20 protein-coding genes are annotated in these 19,228 nt (G+C 36.0%); 13 read left to right on the forward strand and 7 right to left on the reverse strand.

Features of this window, described 5'->3' with window-relative positions; genetic code table 11:
- Positions 1-113 precede the first annotated feature (113 nt).
- From AM499_RS03265 to AM499_RS03280, 4 genes are all read left to right on the forward strand, one after another.
- Positions 114-1,253, forward strand: a complete 1,140-nt coding sequence (locus tag AM499_RS03265; protein WP_053588856.1) for an acyl-CoA dehydrogenase family protein — start codon at positions 114-116, stop codon at positions 1,251-1,253.
- Between the two features lie 137 nt (positions 1,254-1,390).
- Positions 1,391-1,777 (forward strand): cytochrome c550, encoded by a 387-nt coding sequence (gene cccA, locus AM499_RS03270; protein ID WP_053588857.1) that lies wholly within the window; start codon positions 1,391-1,393, stop codon positions 1,775-1,777.
- Positions 1,778-1,863: 86 nt separating this feature from the next.
- Positions 1,864-2,562: a tRNA (adenine(22)-N(1))-methyltransferase gene (locus AM499_RS03275; protein WP_053588858.1), complete on the forward strand. Its 699-nt coding sequence runs from the start codon at positions 1,864-1,866 to the stop codon at positions 2,560-2,562.
- Complete coding sequence (locus tag AM499_RS03280; protein ID WP_053588859.1) at positions 2,559-3,677, forward strand: Nif3-like dinuclear metal center hexameric protein; 1,119 nt, start codon at positions 2,559-2,561, stop codon at positions 3,675-3,677. The genes AM499_RS03275 and AM499_RS03280 overlap by 4 nt, the downstream gene beginning before the upstream one ends.
- Before the next feature lie 687 nt (positions 3,678-4,364).
- Here the strand turns inward: AM499_RS03280 and AM499_RS03285 are convergent.
- Both AM499_RS03285 and vrrA read right to left on the reverse strand, forming a co-directional pair.
- Entirely contained in the window at positions 4,365-5,345 is a 981-nt protein-coding gene (locus tag AM499_RS03285) for a 4-hydroxy-3-methylbut-2-enyl diphosphate reductase (RefSeq protein ID WP_053588860.1), read from the reverse strand.
- Positions 5,346-5,414: 69 nt separating this feature from the next.
- On the reverse strand, positions 5,415-5,948 hold the full coding sequence (gene vrrA, locus AM499_RS03290) for a VrrA/YqfQ family protein (RefSeq protein WP_053588861.1): 534 nt from the start codon (positions 5,946-5,948) through the stop codon (positions 5,415-5,417).
- 102 nt (positions 5,949-6,050) lie between these two features.
- Between vrrA and AM499_RS03295 the strand changes: the two genes are divergently transcribed.
- Both AM499_RS03295 and AM499_RS03300 read left to right on the forward strand, forming a co-directional pair.
- The gene (locus tag AM499_RS03295) at positions 6,051-7,349 is read left to right on the forward strand and encodes a DEAD/DEAH box helicase (RefSeq protein WP_053588862.1); all 1,299 of its coding nucleotides are present in this window, start codon (positions 6,051-6,053) and stop codon (positions 7,347-7,349) included.
- A 13-nt stretch (positions 7,350-7,362) separates the two neighbouring features.
- Positions 7,363-8,247, forward strand: coding sequence for a deoxyribonuclease IV (locus AM499_RS03300; protein WP_053588863.1), 885 nt, complete (start codon positions 7,363-7,365; stop codon positions 8,245-8,247).
- 26 nt (positions 8,248-8,273) lie between these two features.
- Here AM499_RS03300 and AM499_RS03305 read toward each other — a convergent pair whose 3' ends face one another.
- A complete protein-coding gene (locus AM499_RS03305; protein ID WP_053588864.1) occupies positions 8,274-8,540 on the reverse strand; it encodes a hypothetical protein in 267 nt (88 codons plus the stop codon).
- Between the two features lie 103 nt (positions 8,541-8,643).
- On the opposite strand from AM499_RS03305, the gene AM499_RS03310 reads away from it, so the two are divergent.
- Genes AM499_RS03310 through AM499_RS03320 form a run of 3 tightly spaced genes read left to right on the forward strand, consistent with a single transcriptional unit; the run spans position 8,644 to position 10,663 of the window.
- The gene (locus AM499_RS03310; protein ID WP_053588865.1) at positions 8,644-9,411 is read left to right on the forward strand and encodes a metal ABC transporter ATP-binding protein; all 768 of its coding nucleotides are present in this window, start codon (positions 8,644-8,646) and stop codon (positions 9,409-9,411) included.
- Entirely contained in the window at positions 9,408-10,256 is an 849-nt protein-coding gene (locus AM499_RS03315) for a metal ABC transporter permease (RefSeq protein WP_053588866.1), read from the forward strand. Before AM499_RS03310 ends, AM499_RS03315 begins: the two co-directional genes overlap by 4 nt.
- A complete protein-coding gene (locus AM499_RS03320; RefSeq protein ID WP_053588867.1) occupies positions 10,253-10,663 on the forward strand; it encodes a Fur family transcriptional regulator in 411 nt (136 codons plus the stop codon). Before AM499_RS03315 ends, AM499_RS03320 begins: the two co-directional genes overlap by 4 nt.
- 367 nt (positions 10,664-11,030) lie before the next feature.
- On the opposite strand, the gene AM499_RS03325 is transcribed toward AM499_RS03320, so the two are convergent.
- The 4 genes from AM499_RS03325 to AM499_RS03340 all read right to left on the reverse strand — a co-directional run bounded on the left by AM499_RS03325 (position 11,031) and on the right by AM499_RS03340 (position 13,703).
- Entirely contained in the window at positions 11,031-11,609 is a 579-nt protein-coding gene (locus AM499_RS03325) for a 5' nucleotidase, NT5C type (protein ID WP_053588868.1), read from the reverse strand.
- Between the two features lie 13 nt (positions 11,610-11,622).
- Positions 11,623-12,744, reverse strand: coding sequence for a flavodoxin-dependent (E)-4-hydroxy-3-methylbut-2-enyl-diphosphate synthase (gene ispG, locus AM499_RS03330; protein WP_053588869.1), 1,122 nt, complete (start codon positions 12,742-12,744; stop codon positions 11,623-11,625).
- Between the two features lie 84 nt (positions 12,745-12,828).
- Positions 12,829-13,155 carry a hypothetical protein gene (locus AM499_RS03335; protein ID WP_053588870.1) on the reverse strand — a complete coding sequence of 109 codons (327 nt, stop codon included), beginning with the start codon at positions 13,153-13,155 and terminating at the stop codon, positions 12,829-12,831.
- 47 nt (positions 13,156-13,202) lie between these two features.
- Positions 13,203-13,703 carry a DUF1189 family protein gene (locus AM499_RS03340; RefSeq protein ID WP_053588871.1) on the reverse strand — a complete coding sequence of 167 codons (501 nt, stop codon included), beginning with the start codon at positions 13,701-13,703 and terminating at the stop codon, positions 13,203-13,205.
- A 168-nt stretch (positions 13,704-13,871) separates the two neighbouring features.
- Here AM499_RS03340 and AM499_RS03345 point away from each other — a divergent pair, with 168 nt between their 5' ends.
- The 4 genes from AM499_RS03345 (at position 13,872) to AM499_RS03360 (ending at position 19,127) form a co-directional block, all read left to right on the forward strand.
- Complete coding sequence (locus AM499_RS03345) at positions 13,872-15,503, forward strand: Na/Pi cotransporter family protein (protein WP_053588872.1); 1,632 nt, start codon at positions 13,872-13,874, stop codon at positions 15,501-15,503.
- Entirely contained in the window at positions 15,503-15,982 is a 480-nt protein-coding gene (locus tag AM499_RS03350) for a DUF456 domain-containing protein (RefSeq protein ID WP_053592080.1), read from the forward strand. Before AM499_RS03345 ends, AM499_RS03350 begins: the two co-directional genes overlap by 1 nt.
- Before the next feature lie 117 nt (positions 15,983-16,099).
- Complete coding sequence (locus AM499_RS03355; protein WP_053588873.1) at positions 16,100-16,708, forward strand: superoxide dismutase; 609 nt, start codon at positions 16,100-16,102, stop codon at positions 16,706-16,708.
- Between the two features lie 205 nt (positions 16,709-16,913).
- On the forward strand, positions 16,914-19,127 hold the full coding sequence (locus tag AM499_RS03360; protein ID WP_053588874.1) for a peptidoglycan D,D-transpeptidase FtsI family protein: 2,214 nt from the start codon (positions 16,914-16,916) through the stop codon (positions 19,125-19,127).
- Positions 19,128-19,228: the final 101 nt, after the last annotated feature.

A 19,228-nucleotide genomic window follows, 5' to 3' on the forward strand; every position in this document is an offset into this window, starting at 1 on the left:
TACAGTCCTTTTTATAGGAAAGTAATAGTAGATTTTTTATTTTCCGTGTGAATTTATTTTATTTTTAGTATAATAAGAATGTAAGCGTTTTTATTTACAAAGGGGATGGAGAAATGAATTTTGATTTAACACAAGAACAACAAATGATTCGCAAAACGATACGTGAATTTGCGGACGAAGTTGTTGCTCCAGGTGCTATCCTGCGAGACAAAACAAAAGAGTTCCCAAAAGAAATCTTCAAACAGTTAGCCGACATGGGGATGATGGGCTTACCGTTTCCTGAAGAATATGGAGGGGCAGGAGCAGATACAGTTAGTTTTGCCATCGTAACAGAAGAATTAAGTCGTGCATGCGCTTCTACAGGTATCACTTATTCAGCTCATATTTCATTAGGTGGGGCTCCTTTAAATCTTTTTGGAACTGATGAGCAAAAGCAAAAATATTTAGTTCCAGTATGTACTGGCGAATCATTCGGTGCTTTTGGTTTAACAGAGCCTAATGCAGGCTCCGATGCTGGTGGAACACAAACTACAGCAAAAGAAGATGGTAATGACTTCGTAATTAATGGAAATAAAGCTTTTATCACAAATGCAAGTTATGCGAAACATCTAGCATTAACTGCTATTACTGATGTAAAAGATGGTAAAAAGGAAATTTCAGCTATTATTGTTCCAACAGATGCTGAGGGCTTCTCCGTGATCGATAATTATGAAAAAATGGGATTAAATGCTTCTAACACTACTGAATTAGTTTTAGAAAACGTTCGAGTTCCACAAGAGAATTTACTTGGTAAACGAGGAAATGGTTTCAGACAGTTCTTAGTTACACTTGATGGTGGGAGAATTGGAATTGGAGCTATGGCGGTAGGTATCGCGCAAGCAGCTTTTGATCGTGCGCTTCGTTATTCAAAAGAACGTAAGCAATTTGGTAAAACATTATCTGAGTTTCAAATAACTCAGTTTAAATTAGCAGATATGGCTATGAAAATAGAGTTAGCTAGAACTATGGTTCATAAAGCTGCATGGTTAAAAGATCAAGGTAGAGCATTCAGTAAAGAAGCATCTATGTGTAAATTATATGCTTCGGAAATTGCAATGGAAGTAGCAGACGAAGCAATACAAATTCACGGTGGTTATGGATATATGAAAGAATATGAAGTTGAACGATATATGAGAGATGCAAAACTTCTAGAAATCGGCGAAGGTACTTCAGAAGTTCAGCGTATGGTTATAGCTAGACATATTGGTTGCTAAGTCGAATTTATGTCTAAATTGTCACAAAGAAAGAAAACTTCCTCTTTTAGACTTTTCGTTTTCCTTAGAATGCAGTACAATATTAGTGTTGACTAATTCTATATTAGAATGAATGTATCAAGAGGGAGGGTTAACTAATGAAAAAGAATCCAATTATTCCATTTATCTTAATAATGGCATTTGGTATTGGTCTAATTTTCTTCTTATCTATTGAAGGCGTAAATAACAAAGAAGAAATTGCTTCAGAACATGCTGAAGGCGGTGAAGAAGGTGCTGCTGAAGGTGGCGAGGAAGCAGCAGCTGGTAACTTTGATCCGGAAGCTCTTGCTCAAGGAAAATGTATCGGTTGTCATGGTAACAGTTATGAAGGACAAGGAGCTTTCCCTTCTCTAGTAGCTACAAAATTATCTGAAGATGAGATTAAAGATGTTTTAGCTAATGGTAAGGGCGCTATGCCTGGTGGACTAGTTCCAGAAGAAAATCTTGACGCTATGGCGGCATGGGTTAAATCTTTAGGTGAATAATAATATTTTTAAAAAGACCTCAGATTCTTTAAAAGAATCGAGGTCTTTTTCAATTTTTGATATAATGGTTGGCAGAGGTGTTTATATTGAATGCAAAAAATTTATCTGAACGATTAAAAACAGTAGCTTCATTTGTTGAAGAAAATTCTATAGTAGCGGATATTGGAAGTGACCATGCTTATTTACCATGTTATTTAGTGCACTCTGGAATAATTACACAAGCAATTGCTGGGGAAGTAGTAAAAGGGCCGTTTGAATCAGCTCTAAAACAAGTGAAAAGTGAAGGATTAGAGGAACACATAGATGTACGATTTGGTGATGGATTAGAAGTGATTCAACCGACAGATGGTGTCCAAACCGTTACGATCGCAGGAATGGGGGGGCCACTCATTGCATCTATTTTAGAAGCGGGTAAAGATAAACTCCATACTGTAGAAAAATTAATCTTACAGCCGAATATTCACGCGAAGGCTATACGTGAATGGGCCATTAATAATGATTGGAAAATTGTAGACGAAACAATATTGGAAGAGCACGGAAAGATTTATGAAATTTTAGTACTGAAAAGAGGACAGATGACTCTCACCGATGAAGAATTATTAATTGGTCCTATTTTAATCCATCATAAGTCTATTGTATTTACGAAAAAATGGGTAAACGAGATGGCGGAATGGCGTCGAATATTAAATCAATTTAATAAAATTAATATAACTTCAGAAGTGAAACAGAAAAAAGAAGAATTAGAACATAAAATAGCGTTAGTAGAGGAGGCTTTGAAAGCGTGAAACCTACAAACGGTCAACAAATAATATCTCTATTTGAACAATGGGCTCCTAAATCTCTTGCAGTTGAAGGCGATTCAATCGGTCTACAAATAGGAACGCTCAATAAACCTGTTTCCAAGGTGCTTGTTACATTAGATGTAAACTCAAAAGTAGTGGATGAAGCAATTGAAAAACAATGTGAATTGATAATTGCCCATCACCCGCCAATATATCGTAGTTTAAAAAATGTTCGAACTGACTTACCCCAAGGAAGTCTAATAGAAAAGCTGATCAAGCATAATATCGCTGTTTATGCAGCACACACTAATTTAGATATAGCCTCGGGAGGAGTAAATGATCTTTTAGCTGATAGATTACAATTAAAAAATGTACAAATTTTAGAAAAAACAGCTTCGGAACATTTAATGAAGTTAGCTGTATTTACCCCTAAAGAATCTACTGAACAAGTTAGAGTTGCCTTAGGAAATGCAGGGGCAGGAGAAATTGGAGATTATACAAATTGTAGTTTTACATCTGCTGGAGAAGGAAGGTTTAAACCGACTGAAGATGCAGATCCATATATAGGACAAGCCAATAAGCTATCGATTGTAGAAGAAGATAAAATAGAAGTTGTATTTCCGATTTCTATAAAAAACCGAGTATTAAAAGCTTTACTTTCCTCACATCCGTATGAAGAACCTGCGTATGACTTGTTCCAACTAGAGTCAGAGGTGAATGAAAAAGGTCTAGGAAGAATTGGTGAATTACCACAGCAAGTTAGCCTTGCAGATTATGCTAAAACGGTAAAAGTCCAACTTCAAGTTCCATTTGTACGTGTCGTAGGAAAATTAGATAGTAATGTTCATAAGGTTGCTGTTCTAGGGGGAGATGGGAATAAATATATTCACGCTGCCAAAAGAGCTGGTGCTGATGTATTTATTACAGGTGATTTATACTTTCATGTTGCACAAGATGCTGAAGCAATCAATCTTGCAGTAATTGATCCCGGGCATCACATAGAGCAAATTATGAAAACAGGTGTTTCAGATTATATGAAAACAGTTTGTAAAAATAAACAATTTTTAGTTGAATTTATCCCTTCGAAAATTTCGACCGAACCATTTCAACTTATATAATAGAAGGGCCTGTCCAACAAGTCTCTAAAATAAAAGCAGAAGGAGAAAAACGACTCGTTTTTCTCCTTCTGCTTTTGTGTTTCCATCAAATATTGTTGATTGAGTGAAGTAATTGATTGGAGTGAAAGGCGGCGACCCCTGCGGGAAACCGAGGAGGAAACTGAAAAAGTCTATAGAATCTTTACTAAATAATGTCGTCCGATAAATAAGAAAATCGTTGAAACGGCTCCCTTTCCGCGGGCGTTGCCTTAGCCTCCTCGCTGTGCTGCGGGGTCATCGGCTAACGCTATTCTCGCAGGAGTGTCGTCTTTTTCAACGATTTTCTTAAATGCTAATTGAAAAAATTTAAGTGATAAAAACTTTCTCTATTAATGGCATAATGGTTTTCTAAATGAAAAGCGGATAATAGTTGAGTGGAGTGGAAGGTGGCGACTCCAGCCGGAATAGCAAATGTTTGCTGCACCGAAAGCGAAGCGTCAGGTGCATGAGCTGAAGACCCTGGACTGAGCGTAGCGAAATTAATTTTTGCGACGAGCTTTGCGCAGGAGCAAGGGAAGCGGCTGAAGCCATGCCGGCGGAACGCGTCCGCCTGGAACGGAAATCTATCGCACTTTTAATTAGAAGCTAAGAAGAAAGAGGTGCCCTTAAAAGTCATTTTTTATGACTTTCAGGACAGCCCCTTCATATTTACTCAGATATTGGGTGTGGCTCAATACGAACTACTGGTTTAGGAACTTTAATCTTCGGTAGAATTTTTTCAGGTAATACCTTCTTTGTTGTATCGTGAGTAGAAGGATCATTTGGATCATATTTTTCTAAAAACTGAATCACTTCTTTAACTATTGGAGTAGGGGTGGAAGCACCTGCTGTCACTGCCACGTGATTAATATTCTCTAACCATTCCAGCTTTAGTTCTGATACATCACCAATACGGTAAGAAGGAGTACCAGCAATCTCCTCCGAAACTTGAGTCAATCTATTAGAGTTGTTACTCATTGGATCACCAACAACTATTAATAACTCTGCTTCTCCAGCTTGTTCCGCAACCGCTTCTTGTCTAACTTGCGTAGCAAGGCAAATTTCTTTATGAACCTCGATATGTGGGAATTTTTCTTCTAATTTTTTCATCAAATGTACAACATCCCATTGAGACATAGTAGTTTGATTGGTTACAAGCAGTTTCTCTGTTTTTAGTTGTAAGTTCTCAATATCCTCCAATGTTTGGACAAGATGTACTTTTGTAGGTGCTACTCCAATAGCTCCTTCTGGTTCAGGATGACCTTTTTTTCCTATATAAATAATATCATAGCCTTCAGCCGTTTTTTCTTCTATTAAGTCATGGGTAACTGTCACATCTGGACAAGTAGCATCAATCGAAACCAATCCCTTTTTTCGTGCTAGCTCTTTAACTTCTGGAGATACACCATGAGCTGTAAATATAACTGTTCCTTTTTCCACTTTGGAGAGAATATCTAAACGATTTTCACCATCTAACGTAATAATACCGTCTTGTTCAAATGCGTCTGTTACATGTTTGTTATGAACGATCATTCCTAAAATATATATTGGCCGAGGAAGTGAAGTATCTAAAGCTGCATTACGTGCAATAACCATTGCGTCAACAACCCCATAACAATATCCTCTTGGCGAAATTTTTTGTACAATCATTTTTGAAAGAACTCCCTTCAATACGAGCATACTCATATTATAACGGAGCTCTTACTCGAATTCAAAACATTAAATTGGTGGCTGGAATATTCTAGGTAAGGAAGCTCCAGTTGGATTTGCATTTGTAGTTGCAGATGCTGCAGCTCGGGCTGCTCCAGAAATAGAAGGGGGACCAGCAGAACTTGCATTTGTTGCAGCTGCAGTTGAGTTAGGAGCAGATTGGAAACCTCGGTAAAGCTTCCAAAGAGCAGGCACATTTTGGAGCATCGGTGCATATTGTCTTACCATAGGTGTAAGCTGTTGAGCTGTTGATAAAAATTTATCTGCTGTTTGCAAGTACGACATCGTCCTATTTCCTCCAGGCGGGCCTTGTGAAAATCCACCTTGGCCACCTAAATTACCCTGTCCTCCAAATCCTCCTGATCCTCTTTGCTGGAAGCTTCCGAGAACTCCTTGTAAGAAATTGTTTGGTTGTGCTCCTTGTTGAGTTGGAGGCATACCAAAACCGAATGGATTTTGTGTTGGGGTAGGAGAATTTACAGGTGGTGGACTATTAAAATTTGATCTTGTTTGTGAGAACGGATAAAAAGACTCATAGCGCATTTAATCATCTCCTTTCATCAAAGTGAGTCCTTCTATTCTATGCAAATTATACGTTTTATGTACAATCGTGGTACAATAAAGAAATGTGAGGGAGGGACTCAAATGTCCAAATATACAGATTATAATTTTCAGCCTTTTTTACAAAATGCAATTGAAAAACTAGGCTTTCAAGAACCAACGCCAATTCAAAAAGAAATGATTCCTTTAGTTTTAAAAGGGAAAAGTGCGATTGGTCAAGCGCATACAGGAACAGGAAAAACACATAGTTTTTTAATCCCAATTGTTGAAAAAATAGATGCTAGTAAACACGATGTACAAGCAATTATTACATCTCCAACTAGAGAGCTAGCAACTCAAATTTATAATGAGTTAAATAAGCTAGTTGAGGGTACAGAAATCCAAACTAAATTATTCATTGGTGGAACAGATAAAGCTCGTTCTATTGAAAAGCTAAAAACACAACCACATATTGTTGTAGGTACTCCAGGTCGAATTCGTGATTTAACAGTTGAACAAGCATTGCTAGTGCATACGTCTAACATTTTAGTAGTAGATGAAGCAGATTTAGCATTTGATTTAGGTTTTATCAATGAAATTGATCAATTTGCTTCACGTATGCCAGAACAACTAGAGATGTTTGTTTTCTCAGCTACGATACCTGAAAAATTACAACCATTTTTGAAAAAGTATATGGATTCACCGATCCATATAAAAATTGGTGATAAGCGACCAGTGGCAGAGGGTATTGATTTTATTGTTACACCGGTCCGTAGTAAATCTAGAAAGAAACGATTATTGGATGTTTTGGAAGGAATTAATCCATACTTAGCTATTATATTCGCTAACACAAAGCAAAATGCAGACGAAGTTGCAAACTATTTACAAGGAAACGGTGTAAAGGTAGGAGTTATTCATGGTGATATATCACCACGTGATCGTAAGCGAGTAATGAAACAGATTCACGATCTTGAATATCAATACATCGTCGCAACAGATCTTGCTGCTCGTGGAATCGATATTCCTGGTGTTAGTCATGTGATTAACTATGAAATACCCGACGATCTAGAGTTTTTCGTTCATCGTGTAGGAAGAACAGCACGTGCTGGATTGACTGGTATTGCAATTACATTATATGAACCTTCGGATGAAGATGCTTTAGTCCGCATTGAAAAAATGGGTATACCGTTAGTACACAAAGACGTTATAAATGGAGAATGGTCAGATTTAAAGGAAAGACATGCTCGTAAAAATCGTACAAAAAATGAAAATGAGATTGATGCAAAAGCGAAATCCATGGTTCGCAAGCCTAAAAAAGTGAAACCAGGCTATAAGCGCAATATGAAATGGGAAATGGATAAAATTAAAAAGAGAGAACGACGTATAAAAAATCGTAAAAAATAAGGGGGCTTTTTCGTTGCTTTTAGGTTCACATGTTTCCATGAGTGGGAAAGAAATGCTTCTTGCTTCTAGCAAAGAAGCAGCATCATACGGTGCAAATACATTTATGATTTACACAGGCGCACCTCAAAATACACGTAGAAAACCAATTGAAGAATTGAATATTGAAGCTGGATTAGAACATATGAAAGAAAATGATATATCCAATATTGTTGTTCATGCTCCATATATTATTAATTTAGGTAATACGACAAAACCTGAGACATTTGCTTTAGGCGTAGATTTTCTACAAAAAGAAGTGACGAGAACTGCTGCAATAGGTGCAACACAAATCGTATTGCACCCTGGTGCTCATGTTGGAGCAGGAGCAGATGCAGGCATTGCTAAAATAGTAGAGGGTTTAAACGAGGTATTGACTCAAGAAGAATCGGTACAAATTGCACTCGAAACGATGGCTGGAAAAGGGTCAGAGTGCGGTCGAACTTTTGATGAATTAGCACAAATAATTGATGGGGTGGTTAACAATCACCGTATTTCAATATGTTTGGACACTTGCCATATTCATGATGCAGGATATGATATTGTGAATGATTTTGATGGTGTTTTGAATGAATTTGATAAAATTATTGGATTAGACCGTCTAAAAGTACTTCATATCAATGATAGTAAAAATGTTCGTGGAGCTGCAAAAGACAGACACGAAAATATTGGCTTTGGAGAAATTGGCTTCGAGGCACTGCAGTATATTGTGCACCATCCTCAATTAATGCATTTACCTAAAATACTGGAAACTCCATTTGTAGGGGTAGATGCAAAATCAAAACAAGCACCATATAAAATAGAAATTGAAATGCTTCGTTCAAATACTTTTACAGCAGAAGCAATAGATGCTTTAAGATAAAATATTATACTAAATAAGTAGCTCCCTCAGTTTTCACGTAAAAATGAGGGGGCTTTTTCTTTTAATTGATAAAATAAGTCTACTGCTCTTTGCTCACCTAATATACTAATTAATTTTTGCTGTATTGCCATAGGGACACCAAGTAATAGCCAACTTAACGAGATTTCTTGTAGAAGTGGATATACTTCTTTAATCTCTTTATCTGATAACTTAATATCAAACCCTCTAAGTATTTTTTTAAAATCTTTTATCGAACAAGTTTGTAATTCATTAATAAACCGTGCGATATCCATCTGAACATCCTCTCAAGTTAAAATTATTTACACTTTCTATATTTTCCTCTATACTTTAACTTTGTAAATCGTAATGATTATTAATTAGAATAGAGGAAAAATGATGGGTAAACCCTTAATTCAGTTACAAAATGTTTATTATCAATATGAACAAACAGAAGCACTAAAAAATATTTCTATAAAAATTGAAGAAGGGGATTTTTTAGCGATTATTGGACCTAATGGATCAGGAAAGTCAACACTTCTTAAGATAATTCTTGGACTCTTAAAGCCTACTAAAGGAAAGGTATTACTTTTTGGCAAACCGGTTCCTTTGTTTAAGGAAAAAGAATTAATAGGCTATGTTTCTCAAAAATCCAACGCATTTAATACTGGTTTTCCTGCAACAGTCGAAGAAGTAGTGCAAAGTGGGTTAGTAAAAAAGGCAGGACTTTTTCGTTCTTACCCTAAAAATGTGCAAAATAAGGTGAAGGAAGCACTTACTTCTGTAGGTATGGAAAAGTTTGCAAAAAAAAATATTGGAGATTTATCAGGTGGACAGCAACAACGTGTATTTATAGCTAGGGCTTTAGTTAGCGATCCAAAAATCCTTATTTTAGATGAACCGACTGTAGGTGTGGATAGTAAAAATGTTCGCTCGTTTTATCATATGTTATCTCATTTAAATCGGGAACATCAAATTACGATTGTATTAGTTACACATGATGTAGATGCTGTATCGAAGAGCATTAGCCATGTTGCATGCCTCAATCAAACAATTCATTTTCATGGTTATAAAAACGAAATGGATTCGATGAGTGATGAGCAATTAGAAGCTTGGTATGGTCACTCCGTTCGTAAAGTGAACCACCGAAACGAGGGTCAATTATGATTGAATCAATATTCCAATATCAATTTTTACAAAATGCATTTACTTCCGGTTTAATAATTGGGGTTATTGCTCCATTGCTAGGAGTATTTATTGTTGTTAGACGGCTTTCTTTAATAGCAGATGCTCTTAGTCATGTAACCTTAGCTGGAATAGCAGGTAGTCTTTACTTAAGTCAATCGGTTGGTGCTTTGGCACTTCTTAACCCGTTATATTTAGGAATAGTGGCTTCTGTGACGGGTTCACTATTTATTGAGAGATTAAGAAGACTTTATAAACATTATGAAGAGCTTGCGATTCCTATAATCATGTCTGCTGGGCTTGGTTTTAGTGCTATTTTTGTGTCACTTGCAGAAGGATTTAGCTCCGACCTTTTTAGTTATTTATTTGGTTCCGTTTCTGCTGTAAGTCGTCAGGATCTTTATATCGTAATCAGTATTGCAATTGTTGTTGTTGTATTTTTATCTTTATTTTACAAGGAATTATTTGTTCTATCTTTTGATGAGGAATATGCAAAAGCCTCTGGATTACCTGCAAAATGGATTCATATTTTGTTTATGATTGTTACGGCTTTAGTTATTGCAGGTTCTATGCGTATAGTTGGTATTCTTTTAGTCTCATCCCTAATGACTTTGCCCGTGGCTGCTGCTATGAGAATAGCGAAAGGTTTTAAGCAAGCAATAATACTTTCAGTACTATTTGGAGAGCTTGCCGTCATCATTGGATTGGTAAGTGCATTTTATTTAAATATAGCTCCAGGTGGAACAATTGTTGTTACGTCAATAGTTATCTTACTACTTACTATTACATTGAAAAAGATATCGATGAAGGGAGTAACTTCACAATGAACATTGAAAGAGCATGGGATATTCTCAAAAATGAAGGGTATAAAAAAACAGATAAGCGAGAGCAGATATTAGATATTTTTTCGAAAACAGAGAAGTATATTACAGCTCGAGATATTTTGAATGTTATGATGGTGGAACATCCAGGGATGAGCTACGATACTATTTATCGTAACTTGAGTACTTTCGTGGACCTTGGAATTTTAGAAGAGACAGAGTTAAGTGGAGAGAAACATTTTCGTATGCAATGTGAAATGGATCACCATCATCATCATTTTATTTGTATGTCATGTGGTAACATAAAAGAAATAAATTATTGTCCTATGGAAGTACTTCAAAATGCTATTCCAGCTTATCAAATTGATAGCCATAAATTTGAAATTTACGGTAAATGTCCAGAATGTCATTAATATTTCCTGCCAAATTAACCTTTGGCAGGATTTTCTTTTTTAGTTATATTATAAACAAAAGAGCGAACCTCCAATAAGTGCTTCATCTTTCCATTCCAGGCGGACGCGTTCTGTCGACAAGGCTTCAGCCGCTTCCCAATTAGTAAACTATCATGCCATTAATAGAGCAAGTTTGTATCACTTAAATTCAGTATTTATAGAAAATCGTTGTAAATAGCGACACTCCTGTGGGAATAGCGTTTGCCGAAGACCCTCAGCGTAGCGAAGGGTGAGGGCCCGTTAATTAGTCCGCTGAAAGAGAGTGGCTTTTCCCGAACTCGATTTTCTGACTATAATTTACCACAAAAAAAAACGTGAAGATTACTCTTCACGTTCGTTGCAATGCAAATTCTTTTTCAATCCAATCATTTGCTTCAATCCAATTGTTAACACGAATAACTCCTTTTGGAGCTGGCTGTTGGTTATAAGGTGTGTTAAACAGAATTACTGGGATATCTAGCTCTTCATGAATTTCTACGGCATTGTCGTGCTTATCCTCAAAAAAAGCATGCACACCATGTTTTCGAGCCGTTTCAATTTTGTTATGTGTTCCAATCAATTCAATATGATCGTACAGTAATTCTTGTTCTTTGAACCAGTTAAGCGTAACATCCCGCACATTTTCTCCTCTGGCAGAAATAAAATATAGCTCATATTTTTCCTTCCAAGCAGACAATACAGCATGTGCATCAGATTGAATAGGGGATGAAGCATAAATGGTAGATTCTGTTTTTTTAAACCACTCATAAAATTCTTTCTCATCTACAGAAAAAGCTTTTGTTAAGTCATATTCTTTAATGTCATCCAATTGCAAGTTACAATTAAAGGCACTATTAATATGTGGAAGTAAAGAAGTAGGACATGTTACTGTCCCGTCAATATCAATTCCGAATCTAGCAATTACCATCTTGCATTACTCCTTACACTTCTTGTTTTTCTATTTCTTGCTTCTCTAGTTCTTGTTGAGCAAAGTATTCAGCTGCAATTTTATCAATTTCAATTTTGAGTTCTTCTACCATTGTTTCTTCTGGAACTTTTCGTACAGTTTTACCTTTTCTAAATAGCAGACCTTCTCCTCGTGCTCCGGCAATTCCGATATCCGCTTCACGGGCCTCACCAGGTCCGTTAACAGCACATCCTAATACTGCAACTTTAATTGGCGCTTTAATATGAGAAATATATTCTTCTACTTCATTTGCGATTGAGATTAAGTCAATTTCAATTCGTCCACATGTCGGACAAGAGATTAACGTTGCAGCGTTAGATGAAAGACCAAATACTTTTAACAATTCGCGAGCAACTTTAATTTCCTCAACAGGATCTGCACTTAGCGATACACGCAATGTATTTCCTATACCCATGCTTAGTAAAGTTCCAAGTCCTGCTGCACTTTTAATCGATCCAGCAAATAACGTTCCTGATTCTGTGATTCCTAAATGAAGAGGATAGTCAAATGCTTGAGAAGCTTTTGTATATGCTTCAATAGCTAAATTTACATCCGAAGCCTTCATAGAAACAATGATGTCGTGAAAATCCAAATCTTCGAGAATTTTAATATGGTGTAATGCACTTTCAACCATACCATCAGCAGTTGGATAACCATATTTCTCTAGGATTTTCTTTTCAAGCGAACCTGCGTTTACACCAATACGAATTGGAATACCTTTTGCTTTTGCAGCATTTACAACAGCCTCTACTTTTTCTTTGCGCCCAATATTACCTGGGTTAATACGAATTTTATCTGCACCTTGCTCAATTGCTATAAGAGCAAGCTTATAATCAAAATGAATATCCACTACAAGTGGTATATTAATACGTTTTTTTATTTCACCAATAGAATAAGCCGCTCGTTCATCTGGACATGCAACACGTACGATTTGGCAACCTGCTTCTTCCAGTCGCAGAATCTCGGCTACAGTTGCTTCTACATCATGGGTTTTGGTCGTAGTCATACTTTGGATGAATAGCTCGTTACTTCCACCTATTGTTAAGTTTCCAACTCGAACTGGACGAGTTTTGGAACGATGAATTATTTCACTCATGAAATTCTCTCCTTCTTGAGGCTTTATGCCATCACTATCATTCATTTTATCAGTGATAGGATTGAAATGACAAGGAGGAAACCTCTATCTTTCATTTTTGCAAGATTCAGATGATGTGTATATCGGTAAAAAAATCAGTTCGCCGTCTATAATGGTTTGATTGATCAGATGTGGATTTAAAGCATAAAAGTCCATTTCTCTTTCAGAAAAGGTAATATCCTTTTCAGCAGGGTACATGGAAAAAAGAGTATATAAAGTATCTCCCGGGTGTTTTTTTACTGCTACATAATCCATTGTTTCCACACATTCTTCTGGTGGATAAAATGCAAGAGGAATCGTTCCTTCGAACATATCTACTTTGATAATATAAAGTGTGATTAGAATGGTGATCGTTGCTACGAATATTTTCATATAAAAACCTCCTTGTCCCACTATATGTGCGCAAGGAGGAATTATGATTACCGTTTGATAGGATAATATTTACATGCTAAAAACAGATAAACGAGCGTAACGAAATAGATGAAGAATTGTATGTACCCAGTTGATATATTGAAAAAAGCAACCACAACTGAAATTAGCATTGGAATAGTACTGGCAAAAAGTGTACTTCTCCACAAATGTCTATATTCTCCTTTTCTTTTTAAAAGTGAGAGGATAATCACTCCCACATAAGCAAAAATACTAATCCGTACAAATATAAGCAAAGTGTTTAAAACAAATAAAAATATAAAAGAAAATGGATAAAGCAACCATTGTATCTCTTGAAAATACTCTAAGAGACCTTCCATATTAGCTTGTTGAATCGAAATTCCATTTATAAACTGAACAAATGAAATAGATGTAATGAGTAGTATGTATATAAATATGTATTGCATAACCTTTCCAATTGGAATCAGTCGGAATGCTGCAATTTTTTTAGGACTATGCAAGCTTGCTTTAAACAGCTGTAACAAATTCATTAAATTCACCCTTTCATTTACATTTTATCACCTCTTCAGAAAGAAAAACAAAGTAATACGGGGCTTAAATTAAAAAAAATGAAAGAATGATTTTATTCTCTTTACAATTCCTTTATATATTAACCATAATAGATATGTGAAATATGTCGAAATAGGAGTTGACTAAAGGTGAATCTCAATTGGCAAGAAATGCTGTTCGAATTTTTTGGCGGATTAGGAATCTTCCTATTTGCCATTAAATATATGGGGGATGCCCTACAGAAAACGGCCGGGGATAGATTAAGAGATTTACTGGATCGTTATACTACAAATCCACTTATGGGTGTGTTAGCTGGTATACTATTTACTGTTTTAATCCAATCTAGTGCGGGAACAATCGTTATCGTCATTGGCTTAGTAAGTGCAGGTTTTATGACATTACGCCAATCAATAGGTGTAATTATGGGAGCTAATATTGGTACTACGATTAAAGCATTTATTATAGGATTTGAAATAGGTGATTATTCTCTGCCAATTATGGCGACAGGAGCATTTTTAATCTTTTTTTTCAAACGAAAAATATTACAAAATGTAGGAGAAGTCCTATTTGGATTTGGAGGACTGTTTTTAGGTCTAGATTTAATGATGAGTGGTATGAGTCCTTTGCAACAGCTTTCATCTTTTACGGATATCACATTGAGTGTAAGTAATCATCCTCTTTTAGGAGTCATAGCGGGAACTGTAATGACCTTATTTCTACAAAGTTCTAGTGCCTCTGTAGCAATATTACAGGGATTCTACGCAGAACATTTAATTTCTTTAAAAGGTGCTTTACCCATCTTGTTTGGTGATAATATTGGGACAACCATTACCGCAATCCTTGCCTCTTTAGGGGCATCTGCAGGTGCTAAAAGAGCAGCTTTTTCACATGTTCTTTTTAATGTAGTAGGAACACTTGTCTTTCTTATCTTATTAACCCCATTTACTTTATATATTGAATGGATCTCAGAAGCTCTTTCAATTGAAAACAAAATGCAAATTGCTCTAGCGCATGGAACTTTTAATGTAGTAAATGTAATCCTTCAGTTTCCTCTTATAGGAGCATGGGTATTTCTATTAACCAAATTAATTCCAGGGGAAGATTTCAATACGAAGTATAAACCGAAACATTTAGAGGAAGATTTTATAGAAGAATCCCCATCCATAGCTATTGGGCAAGCGAAAGAGGAAATTCTACGTATGGGTGATTTAAGTGTACAAGGTTTAGAGAAAACATTCTATTATCTCAAAGATAGAAATAAGAATGATGCAGACGAGGCAAATCAAATAGAAGACGCAATTAATCATTTAGATACAAAAATTATTAATTATTTAGTAAAAATTTCTAGCCAACCGCTATCCAGTCTGGATTCGAATAGGCATCTAATGTTAATGGCAACTGTTCGTGATATTGAGAGGATAGGAGATCACTTTGAAAATATCATCGAGCTAATTGATTACCAAGACGAACATCATTTCCAACTAACCGAGGATGCATTGGAGGATATATCTGAGATGTTTGAACTAACGATAAGTACAGTTAAAAAAGCAATAGAAGCTTTAGATTTAAATAGTGACCAGTTAGCTAGAGAGGTTGCAGAACAAGAGAATGTAATAGACAGGATGGAACGTAAATTTAGAAAAAATCATTTTATACGATTAAATGAAGGTCTATGCACAGGTCATGCTGGTGTAATTTTTGTTGATATGTTAAGTAATTTAGAAAGAGTTGGTGATCATGCAGTAAATATTGCAGATGCCATATTGGGGAAACGAGTATGATTGAAATTATTGGATGGATTTTAATAATAGCTAGTTTCATTATTGCGTTTATCGGAACTTTTTATCCTATTATTCCTTCTGTTGTATTTATGATATTAGGATATATTATTTATGGGTTATTCTTCTCTTTTTCAGAACTAACATGGCTGTTTTGGGTAATTCAATTATTGTTTGTCGTCTTATTGTTTAGTGCAGATATGGTTGCGAACGCTTTTGGAGTAAAGAAGTTTGGTGGAACAAAAGCGGGTTTATGGGGAAGTACTATTGGTTTAATTGTTGGTCCATTTGTTATTCCCGTAGCAGGAATATTAGTTGGACCTTTCCTTGGAGCGGTGTTAGCGGAACTAATTGTTACACGAGAAGGGATAAAACAAGCTACTAAATCAGGGATAGGCTCTCTTATTGGTTTCCTTACTTCATCCATAGTCAAGATTATCATTCTTGTGGTGATGTTGTTCATTTTTCTTATTTTTGTTTAGTCTCAGTCAAAAGTATGAAAAGTAATCGAGTCGTTTTTAATTGAACGTTTTTCATTAATTTGATACGCTAATACGTGGAAAGAATTTTCTAAAATATTCTTTAGGAGGAAACAAAAAATGGCTTACGAATTACCAGAACTACCTTACGCGTATGACGCACTAGAACCACACATTGACAAAGAAACGATGAATATTCATCACACTAAACATCACAACACGTACGTTACTAATTTAAACAATGCGGTTTCAGGCAAATCCGACTTAGAGAACAAATCGGTTGAGGAGTTAATTGCTAACTTAGATGCATTACCAGAAGATATCAAAACTGCAGTACGTAATAATGGTGGTGGACATGCTAACCATTCATTATTCTGGCAACTTCTTTCTCCTAACGGTGGGGGAAATCCATCTGGTGAATTAGCAGAAGCAATCGATTCTAAATTTGGAAGCTTTGATGCATTCAAAGAAGAATTCGCTAAAGCTGCTACAACTCGTTTTGGGTCTGGCTGGGCTTGGTTATCAGTTGCTAATGGAGAATTAGAAGTTTCTTCTACAGCAAACCAAGACTCTCCAATCATGGAAGGTAAAACTCCATTATTAGGCTTAGATGTATGGGAACATGCTTACTACTTGAACTACCAAAATCGTCGTCCAGACTACATCGGCTCTTTCTGGAATGTAGTAAATTGGGATGAAGTTTCAAAACGCTACGCTGCAGCAAAATAATTCTTTTTGAGAACTTAATAAAAAAAGAAACCTGGCACACACTTTTTCGTCTAAAAGTGTGTGCTTTTTATGTTACACTAATAGGTAGATTAAATTATTTACTGTATTTAAATGATATTAGTGCCTATGGTCATAAAATCAAATTTTTTAAATGCAAATCTTGGCAGCTAAAGCCAATTAGAATTCAAAAAAGTAGGTGAAACTCATGCGAAAAATTCCTAATAAACGTGCACAAAGTGTAAAGGCTAAACAAAGGGCCAATATTACATTTCGCATGAACATTCTTTTCTTTTCTATTTTCCTGCTATTTACATTATTAATCTTGCGATTAGGCTATTTGCAAATTGTCAAAGGAGAAGATTATACAAGGGCAATAGAACGAACGGAGGAAGTTCCTGTAAACACAAGCGTTCCTCGTGGTCGTATTTTTGATAGTCAAGGTCGTATCATGGTAGACAATGAGCCTCAACTTGCGATTACCTATACGAAAATGCAGACGACCAAGTCAGAAGAAATGTTCGAAATTGCGAAAGAGCTTAGTTTATTAATTGAAAAGAAAGCAGATGGAATTACAAAAAGCGATTTACAAGATTTTTGGCTTCGTAAATATCCAAAGGAAGCTTTAAAGTTAGTCTCCGAAGAAGAACGAAACAAAATAGAGAAAAATGAAGAGCTTGAAGAGAAAGAAATAAATGCTGAGATTAACCGACTAACTCGAAGTCGGATACCTGAGGAGCAACTAGAGGCATTCACTCCAGAAGAATTAGAAATTATTGCTATCTATCGTGAAATGGCATCAGGATACGCACTGTCTCCTCAAATTATTAAAGGGGAAGATGTGACAGATGAGGAATTTGCAAGAGTTTCCGAAAGGCTAGGGGATCTAAACGGCGTTAATACAACAACTGATTGGCGTAGAGTAAAAACATCTTCTCTTGCTATACTAGGAACTGCATCATTGCCGAAAGAGGGTATACCAAAAGACCGATTAGATTATTACTTATCAAGAGACTACTCTAGAAATGACCGGGTAGGAAAAAGCTATATTGAACAGCAATATGAGGATGTTTTACAAGGTCAAAAAAGTGTAGTAAAGAATATCACAGATGGTAAAGGGCGAGTAATTGATATTAAAACTGTCTATGATGGGGAACCAGGAAAAGATTTAGTTTTATCCATGGATAGTGAAGTTCAATTAGCGCAAGAAGAAATTTTAGGGCAAAAACTACTTGAATTAAAAACAGGAAATGGAGCATCTGCAAAGTATTTAGATAGGGCTTTCTTTATCATGATGGACCCTAACACGGGAGAAGTTCTATCCATGGTTGGTAAGAGGGTAGAAAAAAACGCTAAAACAGGAAAGTACGAAATAAAGGATTATGCTTTCGGATCATTTACAACAGCGTATGAAGTAGGGTCTACAGTAAAGCCTGGAACATTGCTTACAGGATATCGTGAAAATGTTATTTCACCTGGGGATGTATTAGTAGATGAACCGATTCGCATAAAAGATTCTGCGCCAAAAAGTTCTGTCTTCAACCGTTCTGGTAGAATCCCATTAAATGATCTAGAAGCGATTGAACGTTCATCCAATGTTTATATGTTTAAGACTGCATATGGTTTAGCAGGACGGACTTATAAGGAAAATCAATCTATTAGTTTTGGTCCAGAGGCATTTCAAAAAATGCGCAATGGTTATGCACAATTAGGATTGGGTGTCCCGACAGGAATAGATTTACCTGGAGAAGTGACTGGTGTAATTGGTGGAGTAGAAGATGGGAAATTACTTGACTTAAGTATTGGGCAATACGATACGTATACACCATTACAACTTGCACAATTTGTCTCCACTATTGCAAACGGGGGCAAACGTATACAACCACGTGTTGTAAAAGAAATTAGAGAACCATCTGCGGATGGTGTGAAAATGGGGAAAGTAGTAAAAGAGTTTCAACCAAATGTTTTAAATACAGTTGATAATTCGCAAGAGGAAATCAATCGTATGCGTCAAGGTATGCAAAGAGTATATTCCGGAGCGAAAGGAACAGCTCGTTCAGCCTTTGGTACAGCACCGTTTAATGGCGCTGGAAAAACAGGTACAGCTCAATCATTCTTTTATGATGCTACTATAAAAAATCCTAAAGAACGCAATATTAGAACAGTTAATTTAACTCATATAGGATTTGCGCCATATGATAATCCAGAGATTGCATATGCTCTTGTTATTCCTCATGCATCCTTAGAGTCCAGTTACAAAACGAATGTTTCTACTGGTATTGCACGTCAGCTAGTAGATAAGTATTTTGAAATACAACTTAAAAATGGTGCATTAAAGGATAGTGAAGAGGCAATGCCGATTCCAACTATAAAACCAGCCTTTACAAATGAAAAAATTGATGAAGAAGAAACGAACAACTAATTCAAAACAGGTCAACCTAAAGAAACCATTTAGGAGACCTGTTTTTTTTATGTAAATAACATTGGAATTCTTTAGTTTCTTATTTACAAAAGCTTTACAAT

Origin of the sequence: Bacillus sp. FJAT-22090 (assembly GCF_001278755.1) — a bacterium.
Lineage (GTDB): Bacteria > Bacillota > Bacilli > Bacillales_A > Planococcaceae > Psychrobacillus.